Annotated in this window: 16 protein-coding genes; 2 read left to right on the top strand and 14 right to left on the bottom strand. The window is 63.5% G+C overall.

Annotated elements, in window-relative coordinates:
- From mdcH to FNZ07_RS09450, 8 genes are all read right to left on the bottom strand, one after another.
- A complete protein-coding gene (mdcH, locus tag FNZ07_RS09415) occupies nt 1–936 on the bottom strand; it encodes a malonate decarboxylase subunit epsilon (protein WP_091017668.1) in 936 nt (311 codons plus the stop codon).
- Nucleotides 936–1,637 carry a malonate decarboxylase holo-ACP synthase gene (locus tag FNZ07_RS09420; protein ID WP_091017670.1) on the bottom strand — a complete coding sequence of 234 codons (702 nt, stop codon included), beginning with the start codon at nt 1,635–1,637 and terminating at the stop codon, nt 936–938. Before FNZ07_RS09420 ends, mdcH begins: the two co-directional genes overlap by 1 nt.
- Nucleotides 1,637–2,455, bottom strand: coding sequence for a biotin-independent malonate decarboxylase subunit gamma (gene mdcE, locus FNZ07_RS09425; RefSeq protein ID WP_091017673.1), 819 nt, complete (start codon nt 2,453–2,455; stop codon nt 1,637–1,639). Before mdcE ends, FNZ07_RS09420 begins: the two co-directional genes overlap by 1 nt.
- A complete protein-coding gene (locus tag FNZ07_RS09430) occupies nt 2,452–3,327 on the bottom strand; it encodes a biotin-independent malonate decarboxylase subunit beta (protein WP_091017676.1) in 876 nt (291 codons plus the stop codon). Before FNZ07_RS09430 ends, mdcE begins: the two co-directional genes overlap by 4 nt.
- Nucleotides 3,324–3,656 carry a malonate decarboxylase subunit delta gene (locus tag FNZ07_RS09435; RefSeq protein ID WP_091017679.1) on the bottom strand — a complete coding sequence of 111 codons (333 nt, stop codon included), beginning with the start codon at nt 3,654–3,656 and terminating at the stop codon, nt 3,324–3,326. Before FNZ07_RS09435 ends, FNZ07_RS09430 begins: the two co-directional genes overlap by 4 nt.
- Complete coding sequence (locus tag FNZ07_RS09440; protein WP_245811700.1) at nt 3,644–4,549, bottom strand: triphosphoribosyl-dephospho-CoA synthase; 906 nt, start codon at nt 4,547–4,549, stop codon at nt 3,644–3,646. The genes FNZ07_RS09435 and FNZ07_RS09440 overlap by 13 nt, the downstream gene beginning before the upstream one ends.
- A 97-nt stretch (nt 4,550–4,646) precedes the next feature.
- Complete coding sequence (mdcA, locus tag FNZ07_RS09445) at nt 4,647–6,332, bottom strand: malonate decarboxylase subunit alpha (protein ID WP_091017681.1); 1,686 nt, start codon at nt 6,330–6,332, stop codon at nt 4,647–4,649.
- Between the two features lie 8 nt (nt 6,333–6,340).
- Complete coding sequence (locus FNZ07_RS09450; protein ID WP_091017683.1) at nt 6,341–7,111, bottom strand: GntR family transcriptional regulator; 771 nt, start codon at nt 7,109–7,111, stop codon at nt 6,341–6,343.
- Between the two features lie 100 nt (nt 7,112–7,211).
- On the opposite strand from FNZ07_RS09450, the gene FNZ07_RS09455 reads away from it, so the two are divergent.
- Nucleotides 7,212–8,510: an MFS transporter gene (locus FNZ07_RS09455; protein ID WP_177228325.1), complete on the top strand. Its 1,299-nt coding sequence runs from the start codon at nt 7,212–7,214 to the stop codon at nt 8,508–8,510.
- 84 nt (nt 8,511–8,594) lie between these two features.
- Here FNZ07_RS09455 and FNZ07_RS09460 read toward each other — a convergent pair whose 3' ends face one another.
- The 3 genes from FNZ07_RS09460 to FNZ07_RS09470 form a co-directional block, all read right to left on the bottom strand.
- Nucleotides 8,595–10,208 carry an MFS transporter gene (locus FNZ07_RS09460; RefSeq protein ID WP_091017688.1) on the bottom strand — a complete coding sequence of 538 codons (1,614 nt, stop codon included), beginning with the start codon at nt 10,206–10,208 and terminating at the stop codon, nt 8,595–8,597.
- A 467-nt stretch (nt 10,209–10,675) separates the two neighbouring features.
- On the bottom strand, nt 10,676–11,473 hold the full coding sequence (locus FNZ07_RS34370) for an ArsR/SmtB family transcription factor (RefSeq protein WP_091017690.1): 798 nt from the start codon (nt 11,471–11,473) through the stop codon (nt 10,676–10,678).
- A 128-nt stretch (nt 11,474–11,601) separates the two neighbouring features.
- On the bottom strand, nt 11,602–12,522 hold the full coding sequence (locus tag FNZ07_RS09470) for a DMT family transporter (RefSeq protein ID WP_091017693.1): 921 nt from the start codon (nt 12,520–12,522) through the stop codon (nt 11,602–11,604).
- A gap of 103 nt (nt 12,523–12,625) precedes the next feature.
- Here FNZ07_RS09470 and FNZ07_RS09475 point away from each other — a divergent pair, with 103 nt between their 5' ends.
- Nucleotides 12,626–13,540 carry a LysR substrate-binding domain-containing protein gene (locus FNZ07_RS09475; protein WP_091017695.1) on the top strand — a complete coding sequence of 305 codons (915 nt, stop codon included), beginning with the start codon at nt 12,626–12,628 and terminating at the stop codon, nt 13,538–13,540.
- 128 nt (nt 13,541–13,668) lie between these two features.
- Here the strand turns inward: FNZ07_RS09475 and FNZ07_RS09480 are convergent, their stop codons facing one another.
- The 3 genes from FNZ07_RS09480 to FNZ07_RS09490 form a co-directional block, all read right to left on the bottom strand.
- Nucleotides 13,669–14,727, bottom strand: a complete 1,059-nt coding sequence (locus tag FNZ07_RS09480) for an ABC transporter ATP-binding protein (protein ID WP_091017697.1) — start codon at nt 14,725–14,727, stop codon at nt 13,669–13,671.
- A 72-nt stretch (nt 14,728–14,799) separates the two neighbouring features.
- A complete protein-coding gene (locus FNZ07_RS09485) occupies nt 14,800–16,407 on the bottom strand; it encodes an ABC transporter permease (RefSeq protein ID WP_091017699.1) in 1,608 nt (535 codons plus the stop codon).
- Nucleotides 16,408–17,439, bottom strand: a complete 1,032-nt coding sequence (locus tag FNZ07_RS09490) for an iron ABC transporter substrate-binding protein (protein WP_091017701.1) — start codon at nt 17,437–17,439, stop codon at nt 16,408–16,410.
- Nucleotides 17,440–17,471: the final 32 nt, after the last annotated feature.

The raw sequence follows: 17,471 nt of genomic DNA on the forward strand, positions 1-17,471 counted from the left end.
CTACGCGATCGCGTCGAGCCGGCGGCGGATCGTTGCCGCTAGCGCATCGAAGCCGGTCGCACTGGCTGCGAGCGCCGGTGTCTCGGGAAAGCTTTCGCGAGCTATGTCGGTCAGCACCTGTCCGGGCGGCGCTTCGACGAACACCCGGGCGCCCATCTCATGCATGGCGGTCAATGCGTCGAACCAGCGGACCGTGTAGCGCATGTTGAGTGCGAGATCTTCGCGGATCGCATCGGCGGTGTAGAGGGGGCGCCCGCCACGATTGCCGACGTAGGTGCTGTGCGGTACGTGGAATGGAACGGTCGCGGCGTAGGCGAGCAGTTCGTCGGCGGCAGGTGCAAGTAGTTCGCAATGCGACGGAACGCCGACTGCGAGACGTGTCGCCTTGCGTGCGCCGTTCGCCAGTGCGCGTTCGATGAACGCTTCGAGCGCGTCGTCGGCACCCGCGATCACGATCTGGCGCAGCGCATTCACGTTGCCGACATATACGCGCGTATAGCCATCGTGTTCGTGCGTGAGGGCCAGTTGCTCGATCTGTGCTTCGTTGAGTCCCGACACGGCGGCAAGCCCATAGCCCGACGGGTACGCGGCTTCCATCAACTGCGCGCGTCGGCGAACCATCCGCAGTGCGTCGTCGAAGGCGAGCGCGCCGCAACTGACCGCCGCTGCATAGGCGCCGACCGACAGCCCTGCATTGAAGCGTGCCTGCAATTGTTCGCTAGCGAGTGCACGTACGGTAGCCACGCCTGCCACGACGAGTGCGATCTGCACAGCAACCGTCGAGCGCAAGGCATCGTGCGTGTCGAGCGTCAGCACGTCGAGACCCAGCACCTGCGACGCTTCGTTCAACGTTGCGTCGACGCAGGCGCGTTGCGGCAGGCGATGCAGAAACCCCTCGCTTTGCGCACCCTGGCCGGGGAACAGATACGCGAGCATCACGCGACGCCGTAAGCGGCGCTCCACGGGTTGTCGATCAAATGCGGGCCGTGTGCGCTGCGTGCGAGCACGCGTGGTTTCCCGGCTGCATATTCCGCGAGCGCGATGCCGCCCGAAGGCGTTTCGAGTTGCGCGTCGACGCGTGTACCGCTGTGTTGTGCAGCGCGTTGCAGTTCGTCCAGTAGAAGCAGGGCATCGGCGCGCGACAACGGTTCGGGTACACGGATCAGCAGATCGAGATCGCTCGTCGGCGTGACGGTGAGTGCGTGCGTTGCAAGTTCGAAGCTGGCGCTGCCCGTGGGCCCCCAGACGAACGTGTGCAGATAGCGCGCATCGTGACGCAGTGCGGCGAGTGCTACGAATGCAGGTAGCGCGTGTCGGCTCACCGGCAGCGTGAAGGACTCTGTGTCGAGGAGATCTTCAGGGGCGACGCACTGTTCGATATCGAACGTTTTCGCCCACGTGCCGTAGCGCTGCGCACGGGTGATGCCGCGCAGTCCGACGGGTACCATGCCTTCCGTCGCAAGCGCACGCCGCACGACGGCGAACGGCGCGCGCCTCCATGCTTCGTGCACCCATTGCGGTTCGTCGTCGGTGTGCTGGATGTCTCGCAGGCGCAGCAGGTCGTGCGGCTGCAGGCCCGTTCGATGCACGGGCAATGAAGCATCGATTGCACACGGCACTACGGCGTGCGCGTACATCACACAGCATCCCACTGTTCGGCAAGCCGCCGTCGCACTTCGATCGACGCTGCGCGCGTCGTCTTCGCGTTAGCGGACTGCAGACGATGCGACAGATCGCGTGCACCTGTACGCGCGCTTTCAACCGAATCGATCAACACCTGACGCACGCGTGCAATCTGCGCTTCGTCAGGTGCGTCCGCATCGATACCGTCGATCAGTTCATCGAGCAGCCCGAGCTTCGCAAACGACGCCATCGAATACGACATCGGCACGATCGTTTCACCGAGCTTGTCGAGTTCCTCGACGGTGCGGCGCGTCACGCGCGCGGCGGCTTCGCGGCCCATCGCGTGAACCATTGTGCCGGGCGCGTCGAGCGCGACGATCCGGTTCGCCTGATAGCCGTGCGCGAGGAACGCACCGGACATCGCCGGACCGACGATCAGCGCGATCACCGGGTGACCTGCATCGCGCGCCGTCGCATAGGCGTCGACAGCGGCCGCACACGCTAGATGCACGCCGAGCATTTCCTCGCGATAGCCGTAAGCCTGGCTCTTCACGTCGACGATGGCGACGATCGGTCGCTTCGTTGCACGCTGTGCGTCCTCAGCGATCGCGTCGTGCACTGCGCGTGCGAGTTGCCAGCCTTGCAGGAGACCGACCACGTTATCGACGGCGCGTGGAAAGCGGTTGTCAGGATCGGGAACGACTGCGATAAAGCGCGCGTTGTTAGCGCCAAGCGGCGCATCCTGGTACCACACGGGCGCGCTGCTCGCGGGCGTACCGGCGAGTGCGTGGAACCAGCGTGCGCCACGGGTTGTCGGGTTCGAGTCGTTCACACGGCCTCCTTGCAATTCGTGTTGAACATCGCGCGCATCGTTTCAGGTGTGATGGTTGCAGGATCGATGCGCATGAGTCGCGCGAGATATTCGTCGACCTGCGCGCTGCGCGGCACAGAATGCGTACCGTCCGTACGAGGCGCGCTGGCCTTGCGCACGGCCGCGCGTATTGCATCGAGATCGTCGTCGACGAGGACATCCGCGAGCCCGGTCGCGACGCGTTGTTCGCCGCCGATCAACTGCCAGATGCGTCGCTTGTCGCTTGCATCGAGTTCGTCGATGCCCGCTTCCTGTTCGATTACCTCGGGGCCGTTCATGCCGAGCCGTCCCTGCTTCGTCACGATCAGTTGCGAGCACAACGCTGCCGCAAGCGACATGCCGCCGAAGCAGCCGACCATTCCCGCGATCACACCGACCACCGGTACATACCGTCGCAGCGCGACGATCGCCGCCTGGATCTCTGCGATCACGGCGAGCCCGAGATTGGCTTCCTGCAATCGCACGCCACCGGTTTCGAACAGCACGACCGGGCGCACGAGATGGCCGCGTTCACAGTCACGCAAAGCAAGTTCGAGTGCGCCGGCGATCTTGCTGCCCGACACCTCGCCGATGCTGCCGCCCTGGAACGCGGGTTCGATCGCCGCGATCACCGACGGCGCACCGTCGATCGTGCCGCGCGCAATCACGACGCCGTCGTCGGCCTGGCAGACGACGCCCTGCAGCGGTAGCCACGGCGATTCGAGGCGATCGAACGGGCCGAGCAACTCGCGGAAGCTGTCGGGATCGAGCAGCGCACGAGCGCGTTCGCGGGCGGACAGTTCGATGAAGCTTTCGCGCAGCAGCGGCGCGAGAAGGGCAGTGGCGGTGCTCATGGGCGTTGCTCCGGTGCGCCGCCTTGCGCGCTATCGGCAGCTTCTGCGGCTTCGGCGGCTTCCGCGAGCCGCAGCGCGACGACGCCCGGTGTCGCGCCGAAGTCGTTGATCTCGATCTGCGCGGCGCCGTCATAGCGCGTGAAGAAACGATCGAGCACGCTCTTCCAGATGTGGCTGTAGCCATCGACGCTGGTTCGCACGATCACGCTTGCCGTCATCGAAGCAGCCGGCGAGAGCAGCACTTCGAGATCGCCGGAGCCGACCACGCCCACATGCGCGCGTGCGGTGACGGCGCGTTGCGCCGGATAGTCGAATGTCAGATGTTCCATGCGGTCGTACTCCTGTCGATGTCCTGACGCATCAGGCTGTCGATGAAAAGGGTGGCGGCGAGCAGATCGGCGGCGCCGCCAGGCGAGGCGTTGAGCGACAGCAGCGTGTGCTCAAGTGCGGCGAGTGCTGTGCGGCCCTCTGAAGTTGAGCTGCCGCCGAACGCAAGCACACGCGCCGCGCCTATGCGGCCCGCTTGCAAACCGGGCAGGCCGGCGCGATGCAACAGGCAGGTGTCGTCGAGCGACGCCATGATCGCGAGCAATGTGTCGAGGCGCGCGGCGTCTTCACCGATTCCACGCTGTCGGGCCGCGACGAGTGCCGGCAAGCCAACGTCGGTGACATGTGGAAAACCGTCCTGCGCTTCGCGCCGCGCACCGCCGACGCTGTAACGCTGACGCACGCGTTCGCCGTTACTTTCGGTGGCAACGGCGAGGCGATCGGGAAAGCAGGCAATCTGCGCGGCAAGCGAGCAGATGCGTGCGGCGTGTGCATTCAATGTGTCGGCTTCAAAATCGCTCTGAGCCGAATGAATAACCGCACCCGCAACCAGCAATCCAACGATCCAGATCGCTCCGCGATGCGCATTGCTGCCGCCGGTGGCAAGCAGCATCGCGTGTTCGCCGGTGCGGCCGATCTGTGCGAGTTCGCTGCGCAGCGCCGCTGATGGCGTGCGCCCACGCGCGGCGCGTGCGAGAGTCGCGAACGTCGGTTCGAGCGCGTGCGCGGAGCGCAGCATCGCGGCAAGATCGAGATCGCGATGCGCACCGCTGCCGCGCCGATCGACGAGCGCGGGCTTTGGAGTCAGCTGCGCTTCGTCGATCAGCGCTGTGACAGCGAGTCGTGCGAGTTGCGTGTCGGACAGCGCAACGGCTGCGTGGACATCACGACGCATGCGCCGCTCGTCGCTCACCGATGAGGGCGAGATACAAGCAGTGGTAGATACAAGCGCAGGCGCACGCGAAGACGCGAGAACGGAGGCAGTCATCGCATCACCAGCTACGAAAACGTGCAGGCGGTTCATAAAGACCACCAGACCACGTCACCAGATCGTCGATGCTGCGTGCCGCGAGCAGCGAGCGCTTCGCTTCGCCACGCCGGATGCCGAGGTCCTCGGGATATGCGACGATGCCGCGCCGGCGCAGTTCGGCTGTTTTCGCAGGTTGTGCACGCAATCCGATTGGCGTGACACCAGCCACCGCCGCCAGTGCAGCGCGCCGCTCGTCGATACCTTCGGCCTTATGAAGATGGGCGATACCTTCTTCAGTGACGACATGGCTCACGTCGTCGCCATAGATCATCACCGGTGCAACCGGCATGCCGTTCTTCGCACCGACCGCGATAGCATCGAGCTCATCGACGAAGGTCGGCTCGCCGCCTTTCTTGTACGTCTCGGCCATCTGCACGACCAGCTTGTGACCACGCGATACCGGTCCCTCGTCCTTCAGCAGCTTGAGCCACGCGGTGCTCGAATGACGCCGTCCGCGCGGATCGTGACCCATGTTCGGCGCACCGCCAAAACCCGCCAGCCGCCCACGCGTGACCGTCGACGAATTTGCATCGGCATCGATCTGCAGCGTCGAACCGATGAACAGATCGACGCCGTACTGGCCGGCCAACTGGCACAGCACACGGTTCGAACGCAGGCTGCCGTCGCGGCCGGTAAAGAACACGTCCGGGCGCGCTTCGATGTACTTCTCCATGCCGACCTCGCTGCCGAAACAATGCACGCTGTCGACCCAGCCGGATTCGATCGCGGGAATCAGCGTCGGATGCGGATTGAGCGTCCAGTTGCGGCAGATCTTGCCTTTCAGGCCGAGCGCTTCGCCGTACGTGGGCAACAGCAGTTCGATTGCAGCGGTATCGAAGCCGATGCCGTGATTCAGCGACGTGATGCTGTACGGCTCGTAGATGCCGCGAATCACCATCATCGCTGTGAGCACCTGCAGGTCGCCGATATGGCGCGGATCGCGCGTGAAGAGCGGTTCGACGGCGAATGGGCGATCTGCCTGCACGACGACATCGACCCACGAGCCCGGAATGTCGACGCGCGGTAACGTATCGACGATCTCGTTGACCTGCACGATCACGATGCCGTGGCGGAACGCGGCGGCTTCGGCAATGGTCGGGGTGTCTTCGGTGTTGGGGCCGGTGTACAGATTGCCGTGACGGTCGGCCTTTTCCGCGCACAGCAGCGCGACGTGCGGCGTCAGGTCGACGAACATCCGCGCATACAGTTCGACGTAGGTGTAGATCGCGCCGATCTCGAGCTGGCCGTCTTCGAGCAGTTGCGCGACGCGCAGGCTCTGCGGTCCCGCAAACGAAAAATCGACCTTGTGCGCGATGCCGCGCTCGAACAGCGTCAGATGCTCGGGGCGACTGATGCTTGAAATCAGCAGATGCACGTCGTGGATTTTCTGCGGATCGACCTGCGCCAGCGAGCGCGACAGGAAGTCGGCTTGCTTCTGGTTGTCGCCCTCGAGTGCGACGCGATCGCCTGGGCGGATCAGCGTTTCGAGCGCATCGACGATGCGCGCGGACGGCAGTACGCCATCCTCGAGCCACGGCGCGATGGCCGCGAGGCGGCGCGCTTTCTCGTCACGACGCGTGGTCCAGGAGCGGGCGGCGGGTGCTGCATCCGCAGTGGTGGGAGGGGGCGCTTCGGTGTGCTGGTTCATCGGCGGATTCAACTCCCGGAATGAGAAGCGCGCGTGCGTCGGGCGCGCCGCGGCTCGGCTTGCGCGGCATCGGCCTGCGCACGCTCGGTGATAAAGCGGTACAGCAGATCGCCAGTGCCCAGCAGATGCGCGGCCACCAGCGACTGCGCCGTAGCGACGTCGCGGCGGCGCACGGCATCGAGGATCGCGACGTGTTCTGCATCGGACTCGCCTTTGTGCAACGGCAAGCCGAACTTCAGCCGCAGATAACGTTCGCCGCGTCGGTGCAACGTCTCGATCATCTCGGCCAGCTGCGGACGGACGACCGGGGCATACAGGCTCAAGTGGAACGCCTGGTTGCGCGCGACATAGCGCGACGGGTCCAGTTCGCGCGCAGCGGCCTTGCATAGCGACTCCGCAGTGCGTAGCGAGCAGGCGTCGTGCAGCGGAATGGCGAGGCCGATGGCGAGGCTCTCGAGCGCCGAGCGGATCTCATAGATCTCACGCGCTTCCTCGGCCGAAAGCAGGGCGACGGTCGCGCCTTTATTGACCTCCACCTTGGCCCAGCCTTCGCTCTCGAGCTGCCGCAGCGCCTCGCGCACGGGAATCGCGCTGACCGAGAAGTGCCGCGCAAGCGCGTCCTGCCGCAGCGGCGCGCCCGGCGCAAACGTGCCGTCGACGATCGCCGCCCGCACCGCGTCCGCGATCATCCGCGCCGTGCTGGACCGAGGCACGGCGGGCATGGGGGGCAAGGACGCGGAGTCGTCGGCCAGGGGAAAACCATCGGTTGCGTTGCTCATAAGATCAAATATTATATACAAAATGGCGATTTTCCAAGAGGCAAATCAGACACGCCACCACAACGCATAACGTATTCCAACTGTATGGCCGGAGGAGATGATGAATTCAACAACAGACCGCGCACGTATCGCGCGGCAACGCACACCGCTAAACCGGTCGCAGATCGTCGGTTTCTGGGGCGCGTGGGCCGGCTGGACGCTCGACGGGATGGACTCGTTCATCTACGCGCTGGTCCTCACGCCTGCGCTGACCGAGCTGTTGCCGCGCTCGGGCTACGCGGCGACGCCGGGCAATGTCGGTCTCGCCGGATCGATTCTGTTTGCGCTGTTTCTGGTCGGCTGGGGGCTGTCGTTCATCTGGGGACCGCTTGCCGATCGCTTTGGGCGCACCAAGGTGCTTGCTGGAACCATCTTTACGTTTGCGATCTTCACGGGGCTTGCCGCGACCTCGCACAACGTGTGGGAGCTGGGCATCTACCGGTTTATTGCGGGTGTGGGGATCGGTGGCGAATGGGCGCTGGCCGGTACCTACGTCGCGGAGTCCTGGCCGGAGGATCGTCGCAAGATGGGGGCGGGGTATCTACAGACCGGTTATTACGCCGGCTTCTTTCTGGCCGCCGCGCTCAACTACACGGTTGGCGTGCACTTCGGCTGGCGCGCGATGTTCCTGACCGGCGCGGTGCCGGTCGTCATCGCGATTCTGGTGCTACTGCGCGTGAAGGAATCGGAGAAATGGCAGAAGGCTGAAGCGGGCAGTGCGCCGAAGAAGCCGTTGCGCGAAATTCTCGGACCTGCGTATCGACGCCGCACGTGGGTGGCCTGCGCGCTGCTGACGATTGCGATCATCGGTTTGTGGGCCGGGGCGGTGTATGAGCCGTCGGCGGTGATCCAGCTCGCGACGCGCGCCGGCATGGCGAAGGGCGATGCGATCAAGACGGCCTCGCTTGCAACCGGGTTGCTGTCGATTGCGACGATTCTCGGTTGTCTCGCACTACCGCCGCTCGCGGAGCGGATCGGTCGCAAGAAAACGCTCGCTATTTATTTCGCGGGGATGGCGGTGTCGATTGCCGGTGCGTTCGGCTGGGCGTTCTATCTGCCGAACGGGCTCGCGCCGTTTATCGCGTGGCTGTTCGTGCTGGGATTTTTTGGCGGCAATTTCGCGCTGTTCAGCCTGTGGTTGCCCGAGCAGTTCGAAACCCGCGTACGTGCGACGGCGTTTGCGTTTTGCACGTCGTTTGGCCGCTTCGTTGGAGCCGGCGTGAACTTCCTGCTCGGCGCTGCCGTGCTGCACATGCATACGCTCGGTGTGCCGGTTGCGTTGACCGCGATAGCGTTTGTCATCGGGCTGTTCATCATTCCGTTTGCGCCGGAGACGAAGGGCGAAGTCCTGCCGCAGTGAGTGAATTGGTATCAGTGAATCGATATCGGGCTCGACACGCTAGTCGGCCCGATATCACTATTTGCGCCAGACCCATCGTGAACGCTATTCCACCGTCACCGGCACTTCTTCCGATAGCGGTGCAGGAATGGTGTGATTTGCTTCGTCATCCTTGTCTCGTGCAAGCTCGCCATGATCGGAACGAACCCGCCCAAGCAACGCAAAGACCAGAACAGCAGCAATCAAGGTCAGGATAATCGCGACCCAGAGCAGTTTCTGGAACGCCAGCTCATAAGCCTGGAGCAGTTGTGCATGATCAAAGCTCGAAAGGATCGATCCGGCTTTCGCCAACGTTCCAGCAGCAAGTTGTGCAGCGCCTGACGTCAGCGTGTCCGGGTTCTGATCAGGCTTGAAGTCGGTCAATGTTTGCCGGGCGAAAAACGCCAGCAATGAACCCACAATGGCCATCGCCGTGCTATCGATCGAGACGCGCAAAGCGCCAAAGATACCGATAGCCATCCCGGCTTTGTCGCTGGGCACGACACTGACGGCCAGGTTGTCCATCAAACCCCACGGAATAGCGGCACCCAAACCAATGAGAAGCAGATCGACGCGCATCAGGATGCCGTGATTCCCGAGTGGCACCTGTGTGAACAGAAAAAGTCCCGCGACGGATATCAGCATACCGAGACCAGAGAGGATGCCAACCGGAAAAAATCGGGTGAGCATTGCCGAAAGAAACGGAATGAATAGAAGTGGTGCAGAAAAATAAAGCATCAGTATTCCGGCGTCCAAGGGACTGAGCCCTTCAATTCCGATAAAACGTAGCGGCAGGATAACGAGTAGCGCGATATAGGAGTACGCGGTCGCGAGCGGCAAAAGCTGTGCGCCCACAAAGCGCGGATAGCGGAACAGACTGAGATCGAGCATCGGGTTCGGGACTTTCAACTCGATCGCAACAAACACGACAAGCGCCACACCGCTCGACAGAAAGAGACCCAGAACCAGCGAACTCGTCCAGCCATGCACGGGGGCTTCAATCACGGCAAAGGTGAAGAGCGTGAGCATGAGCGTGAAGGTGCCGGCACCTAGCCAGTCGAGGCTATGCGTCGCAGGGTTCTTGCTGTCCTTCATGTAGAAAATGCACAGCAGAAGAGCAATCGAACTGATCACTGCGCTGCCGAGAAAGACTGCATGCCAGTTAAAAAGAGCGATCAGGCTGCCGGCCAGCGTCGGGCCAAAGGCAAGGCCCGCGCCGAACGCAATGCCGATAAGACTAAAAATCCTGACGCGCGCGGGACCTTCAAACTCTTGCGCCAGCATTGAGACGCCGCCCGCATAGGCGCACGCGGCCGCAAGACCATGCGGCACACGCAGGAAATCAAGCCACAAAACGCTTGGCGCAAACGGCATGGCAAGCGAAACGAGCGTCATGACCAGCATGCCGACAAAGAAGATCTTCTTGCGGCCATAGTGATCGGCAAGCGCACCCGCCACCATCAGGGTACTGCCGCAAGCCAGCATGAAGGCATTGGTGATCCAGGAAAGGGCAACGGTCCCTCCCGCAAGATCACGGCTAATGAAGGTTTGAGCCGCGGGACCTGCCGAAAGACTCAAAGGCAGGCTAATGCAGGCCAGAATGACCGCAATCAGCACAAGCATTTTTGCGCGTGCGGAACGCGGCACTGCCGCGGAAGCACTGAGGGAGTTCTGATGCATCAGTGAGACATTCCTGTGGTTCGCGCGATAGAGGCGTCGCGCAATTCTGCGTTTCGGGACATGGGTGCATGCTGAGGGCATCGGCGTTATGGATAAAGAAGCACAACGCGAATTCATCTGTCGTGAAACACGAATAGTGATGAAATTTGTCCAATATTCAGTTCATAGGCGGCACGAGCGGCCGCCGCTAAGGCGCTGCGCTGACGCATCGAAATATCGTCAATAACGTGGGATTCGTTGTGGAAGTGCCGAGCCTCTCCGACGCAGATGCGCTTTCGACAAGCGTGCGACGATGGTCGGACGGAGTCCGCGTCATCGGGAGATCAAGCTCGTGGATGTGGGGGGACATCGTGCCGGTCGTTGCAACCGGCGAACTGTGCAGGAAGGGTTACCAGGTCATGCAGGGCTACCAGGACGACGAGCGGACGCACGGGGATGACATAGCCATCCCCGTATCGGCCAGTGCGTCAGATGCAGCTTTGCGGTCCGTCCGGCATATAAGCCAGCGAGCCCGGCGTAGTCAGCAACTGCCCGGTTTCCAGCAACGTCTTGAGACCGGACAGCACCATCGGCCAGCCGCCATAGAGTTCTTCGCATGCCCCTTCGCGCATCTGGTCATGCGTGACGGTGAGCCTGCACGAATCGCCGACCGGCTCGATCTGCCAGGTCACACGCGACGTACCTTCGGCCTTCGCCTGGTCGCTCCACAGCGCACGAAAACTCTGCACGAGACGCCGCGGCGGATCGACTTCGAGATTCTCGCCTTCCGCAATGATCGGCATGTCCGAGCGGCTCGCGCCGGCCGGCGCTGGCGGCCGCGCTTCGTGGCGCGAACCCGGCGTGTAGTCCGATAATGTCTGCAGGCCGAACGTGTATTTGGCACGCAGGTCAGTGCGCGTAATGGCTTCCCACAGACGCTCGGGCGTCGTCTTGATATAGATCTCGTAAACCTTTTCCATTGTCTTCTCCAGTTCGTCTTTCAGGTCGCTCAGCGCCGTCACCCACGGCTCTGCGTACTTGCTTACCCAGCGGTCATGGATGAGCCGGATGGGGACCGCATTCAGAAAATGCAGCTTCTCGCGTCCTTTTTTCCGGCTCACGACAAGTCCTGCTTCTTCGAGCACTTTCAAATGCTTCATGACGCCGAAGCGTGTCATCGGCAAGCGCGCTTCGAGCGCGCTCAATGTCTGCCCGTCTTGCTTGAACAGCTCATCGAGCAGGCTGCGGCGGGTCGAGTCGGAAAGGGCTCTGAATACGTCGTCCATGGAGCGGATAATAGGTGACCATTTGGTCACATGTCAAGGCGGTTTGGGACCTTAAACGGAGAAAGACCGCTGGTCCTTGTGGGAGCAGCGGCCGGCGGATTGGTGGTGCGGGGGGCGTGGGAAGGTTGTTACTCCGCCGGTCGCCGCACCCGCCAGCCATGCCGTACAACACTCACGAGCGGCCAGCCAAGATTGACGCCGAGGCTCGACACCACGATCAGCGCCATGCCCGCGAGTTGCGGCACCGACAGCGCGCGGCCGTAGACGAGCGCATCGACGGCGATTGCAGTTAGCGGATAGACGAACAACAGAACGGCGATCACGGGCGTGGTCAGCTTGGGCAACGCCCCGTAGATCAGCACATACGACAGCCCGGTATGCAGCACGCCCATGCCGACGAGCCAGAACCACTGCTGCGGCCCGATATGCACGGCGCCGAGCGGTGCGATGAACGGCAGGCAGACCACTCCAACGAGGCACTGCGCGAGCGTCAGCAGATGCGGGCGCAGATCGCCGAGGCTCTTCGCGATCAGCGTCACGCTTGCATACAGCACGGAGCCCGCGAGCGCTTCGCCGATCCCGATCAGATAACTCGAATGGCCCTGCAGATTCCCGCTCGTGACCACACCCGACGCAAGAACCAGCCCGACGAACGCCGCCGAGATCCACCCAAGCCGGTCGATACCAAGCCGTTCGTGAAACAGCGCCGCGCCGATCAGTACGACCCAGAACGGCTGCACATGAAACACGACGGTCGCGACCGCGATACTCGTGCGATGGATCGCGTCGAAGAAACCGACCCACTGCGTGACCATCAGCACGCCCGACACCACCGCCAGCACGACGGTACGCCGCGTGAAATGGCGGCGCGCGAAGAAGCCCTTCCACGCGCAGTAAGCGGCCAGTGCGAAGAAGCCGAACAGGCAGCGAAAGAACACCATCGACAGCGCATCGAGCCGCGCTTCTTCGACGAACACGCCGATCGTGCCCATCAGCAGCCCGCCGCTGGCAAGCGTGATGGCGCCTTGCTGGCGCTCGGTGAAAGACATGGAAACGCGACTCCGCAACGATAGACCGATCGAGTATCCGTGACTTGTAAGCCGCCGACAAACGAATTAAATTTAGAAATTCCATAAGCTGGATTGATAAATCATGCACCCTGAATTCGACATCGATTTGCTGCGCACCTTCGTCGCCGTAGTGGAAACGGGGAGTTTCACGAAGGCATCGGTGGCGGTGCACCGGTCGCAGGCGGCAGTGAGCATGCAGATCAAGCGGCTCGAACGGATGCTCGGCACGACGCTGTTCGCGCGCGACACCCGCAATCTCGCACTGACGCGGCCGGGCAATACATTGCTCGAATACGCGCGCCGCGTGATCGATCTGCATCAGGAGGCATGGGCTGCGATCGTGCGGCCCGAAGTGACGGGGCGCGTCGTGCTCGGTGCGCCGGACGACTATGTGTCGTCGTTGCTGTCGCCGGTGTTGCGGCGGTTCTCGAATCTCTATCCGCACGTCGAGATCGAGATCGTCTGCGCGCAGAGCACGGCGCTTGCGCCGATGCTGGCCGACAACAAGATCGATCTGGCGTTCGTCACGCGCGACCGCAAGCTGCACGGCGAATTCGTGCGCAGCGAACCGATGGTGTGGGTGGGTTCATCCGATGAACCGGCTGTGCTTGCTGCCTCGCCGCTGCCGGTCGGGCTGTACGAGCCCGGTTGCGTCGCGCGTCTGCATACGCTCGCCGCGCTCGATACCGCGAAGATCCGCTATCGCGCCGCGTACAGCAGCGCGAGCCTGCTCGGTCTGGTCGCGACCGTCGATGCGGGTCTGGCGGTGATTGCGCTCGCGCGCTGCAGCGTGCCGGCGCGGCTCGCCATTCTCGGTGAAGCGCAGGGCTTGCCGTTTATCGAGCCGCTTGAAATCGTTGTTGCGCGCAGTGCGAAATCGGATCGACCGACCTGCGATTATCTGGCTGCGCAGATGGTGCAGGATCTCGCGGTGCGCGCGCAGACGCGTGCTCAGCCGGCGCAGGAGACTGCGTCGCGCGACAACTTGCCGATGTGAAGCTGCAAGTGCGACGAACTGGAGGCGAGATCAACTGTGCAGACATCCGCGCTCGCGCGACTCACGAAACCGCGTTGCGCGACAACCTGCTGGTGTGAATTAGCACGATCAGTGCACCGGATACGAGATCAACCGCGCGGATACGCCGTCGCGTCCCCATCAACAGTAAGCGTGACCCGCTCACCCAACTGCGGACTACGATACCCCGGCACACGCGCACGCACGACGGTGTGCGCGGCCGACTGCATCTGCAGCGTCACCGCGGCGTCCTGCCCCTGAAACACCACATCCCGCACGATAGCGTCGAAGCTTGGCGCACCGCTCGGCGCGGCCTCATGCGCATGCAGTACGCGGATCTGCTCGGGCCGCACCATCACATCGACGGCACCGTCGGCGACCGGCACGGACAGCGGCAGCGTACCCAGCTCGCAGGTTGCACTACCGCCGCGTGCATCGCCGGCAAGCAACACCGCTTCGCCGACGAACGAGGCCAGCTCGCGCGTCACCGGCTGCCGGTAAAGCGTTTGCGGCGTAGCGGTCTGGATCAGCTTGCCGCGCCAAAGCACAGCCACTTCGTGCCCCATCGACAGCGCCTCCGACTGATCGTGTGTCACGAGCACCGCAGTCGCGCCTGCCGCGGCAAGCGCATGCGCAACGGCCTGACGAGTTTCGAGGCGCAGCGCGGCATCGAGCGAAGAAAACGGCTCGTCGAGCATCACGAGCGTCGGCGCTGGAGCGAGCGCGCGGGCCAGCGCAACACGTTGTTGCTGACCGCCCGAAAGCTGTTGCGGCGCGCGCGTCGCGAACGAAGCGGGCAGGCCGACCAGTTCGAGCAGTTCGGCCACACGATGTCGCGCACGCCGCTGTGCGCGCGGCAAACCGAACACGATGTTGTCCGCCACCGACAGATGCGGAAACAGCGCGCCTTCCTGCGGCACATAGCCCACGCGCCGTTGTTCGGACGGCAGATGCAGACCGTCGCCGACCACACGTCTACCGTCGATCTCGACGGTGCCGCCGTCCGCGCGTTCGAAGCCGCACAGCACACGCAGTAACGTGGTCTTGCCGCTGCCCGAAGGGCCGAGCAGCGCGAGCAGCGTGCCGCGTTCGACGGACAGATCGATGCCGTGCAGCACCGGGTGACCGTCGAACGATTTACGCAGTCCGCGGATACGAAGTTCGCTCATGTGAATCCGATCAAATTGCAGAAGGCCCGATATCGCTCATGCGCTCATACGTTCACACGCTCATGCAAGCGCTCATGAGCGTTCGCCCAGCAGCGCCGAGCGACCAAGCAGTGTAAACAGCAGCCCCGATGCGCACAGCGAAATGCCGGTCAGCAACGCGGCATACGGTGCGGCGGCAGCGAACGCCATCGTCGACGTATCGGACCAGACCTGGGTGGCGAGCGTGTGGGTATCGATGGGCGAGAGCAGCAGTGTTGCGTTGAGTTCGGTGACCACCGAGATGAACACCATCGCAGCCGCCGCGCCAAGACCAGGACCTGCCAGCGGCAGCAGCACACGCAATACCGTCTGCGCCCAGCCGAGACCCAGCGCCCGCGCCGTTTCTTCGAGCCGTGGCTGCGCCTGCATCAATGCGGCACGCACACTAACGAGCGCGAGCGGCAGGAACAGGATCGCGTACGCGATCACGAGCAGCGCCGCGCTTTGATAGAGCGGCTGCAACGCATGCACGGCGAGCGACACGATGGCGAGCGCGATCACGAGACCGGGCACGCCTTGCGCGATGAACACGGTGCGTTCGAACAGCGTCGCGAGACGGCCAGGGAAGCGCACCAGCAGAAACGCGAGCGGGATCACGAGCACGGTGGTCAGCACCGCCGCGGCAAGCCCGAAGCCCAGCGACGACATCGTCGCGTTGAACAGCAGTTCGGGCGAGACATCGGCGGGCGTCACGGCGGCGGCGCCCGGCTGCGTGAGCCAGAAGCCGATCATGCCGAGCGGCACACCGAGCGTAGCGATCGCAAGAGCCGCGAAACCGGCGACGACGAGCCAGCGCCACGCGCCAAGGTCATAGCGCAATACGGCGCGCCGAGCACCGCGATCGACGCGCTCATAGCGCGCCGCACCGCGCACACGAAATTCGCCGGCAAGACACACGAGACACATCGCGATCAGCAGACACGCGAGCACCGACGCACCGCCGCCGTCGAAACTGGTGCGGTACTCGGCGTAGATCTCAGTGGTGAAGGTGCGAAAGCGCAGCAGCGTGAACGCGCCGAATTCGGAGAGCACGCCCAGCGCGACGAGCAGCGTGCCGCCGAGCAACGCGGGCCGTAACTGCGGCAGCACGACGCGCATGAACGTAGCGACGCGACCGCAACCAAGCGCGCGTGCGCTCTCTTCGAGGGCAGGGTCCATGTTGCGCAACGCGGCGGCAACGGGCAGGTACACGAGCGGAAAATACGCGGACGTGATGACGAGCAGCGCCCCCGCGAAATCCTGTAGATCGAGGCTGAACGACACCCACGCATAGCTCGTGATGAACGCGGGCATCGCGAGCGGCGCTGCGCTCAGCACGGCCCAGAGACGACGCCCAGGCAGACGCGTACGTTCGACGAACCACGCCACCGCCGTACCGATCACGGCAGAAGCAAGCGTTGCCGATACGGTAATCAGCAGCGTGTTGACTAGCAGTTCGCCGACGAGCGGCCGGAACACGAGATCGATGGCATCGGAGAGCCCGAAGCTTGCTGCGCGCCAGAACGTAAACGCAATCGGCAGCAGCACCAGCAATGCGCTGAGTGCCGCTGCCGCGAACAGACCGCGCGGTGCCCGCGCGCGACTGCGCGCCGCGACCGGTGGTTCGACGGCCGGGATGCCGGCCGACGCGGCGTCGCTCATTTACAGCAAACCGGCCTGGCGCAGCAGCTTGCCGGCCTGGCTGTCGTCGCCGAGTTGCTCGATCGTCAGGGCGGGCGGGCTCAACTCGGTGAAAGGTTTGAGGATCGGGTCCGGTGCAACGCCTGCATGCAACGGATACTCGAACTCGACGTGGCTCTTCGCGACCAGATCCTGCGCGCGTTCGCTAACCAGATACGCGATGAATTTCTGCGCACCGTCCGCGTTGTGCGCGGATTTCAGCACGGCCGCACCCGACACATTGACGAGCGCGCCCGCATCGCCATGACCAAAGTGATAAATCGCGCTGCGGGTTCCCTTGTCGCCGATCTCGGCGTGCAGACGGGCCCAGTAGTAGTTATTGATAATGCCGGTCGCAACCGCGCCACGATTAACGGCAGCCACCACGCCTTCGTCGTCGTCGAAGATCTGCGAGTTTGCTTTCAGGCCTTTGAGCCACTGTACCGTTTGCGCTTCGCCCTTCAGTGCGAGCACGGCGCTCACGAGCGGCAGGAAGTCGCCGTCGCTCGGTGCGATGCCGACCTTGCCTTTCCACTCGGGCTTCGCGAGATCGAACAGCGACTGCGGCAACTGCGCGGGCTGAACCTTCGTCGTGTTGTACGCGAGCACGTTTTCACGCGCCGTGACGCCGACCCATGCGCCGGTCGGCGAGCTGTAGCGTGCGGGAATCGTCGCGAGCGTCGCCGGATCGATCTTGCCGAGTAGCCCCTTTTCTTCGAGCAGCATCAGCTCCGGCGAATTCTCCGTGAAGTACACATCGGCCGGCGACGCCGTGCCTTCCGCGACGATCTGCGCGGCGAGCGCCGGACCTTCGCCGCTGCGGATCTTCACCGAGATGCCCGATTCCTTTTCGAAGTCCTTCGCCAGCATGTTGACGACCTGTTCGTGCTGCGCGTTGTACAGCACGATCGACGCGGCATGCGCGGACAGCGGCAATGCGCCGACGGCAGCAAGCGTCAGACTGGCGGCGGCGCCGAGCACACGCAGGCGAGTGCCAAACGAGGAGTGAGTCATGGTCGTAGCGTTCCTTCTTCAGATTCAGATGA

The organism is Paraburkholderia megapolitana (assembly GCF_007556815.1).
Classification (GTDB): Bacteria; Pseudomonadota; Gammaproteobacteria; order Burkholderiales; family Burkholderiaceae; genus Paraburkholderia; species Paraburkholderia megapolitana.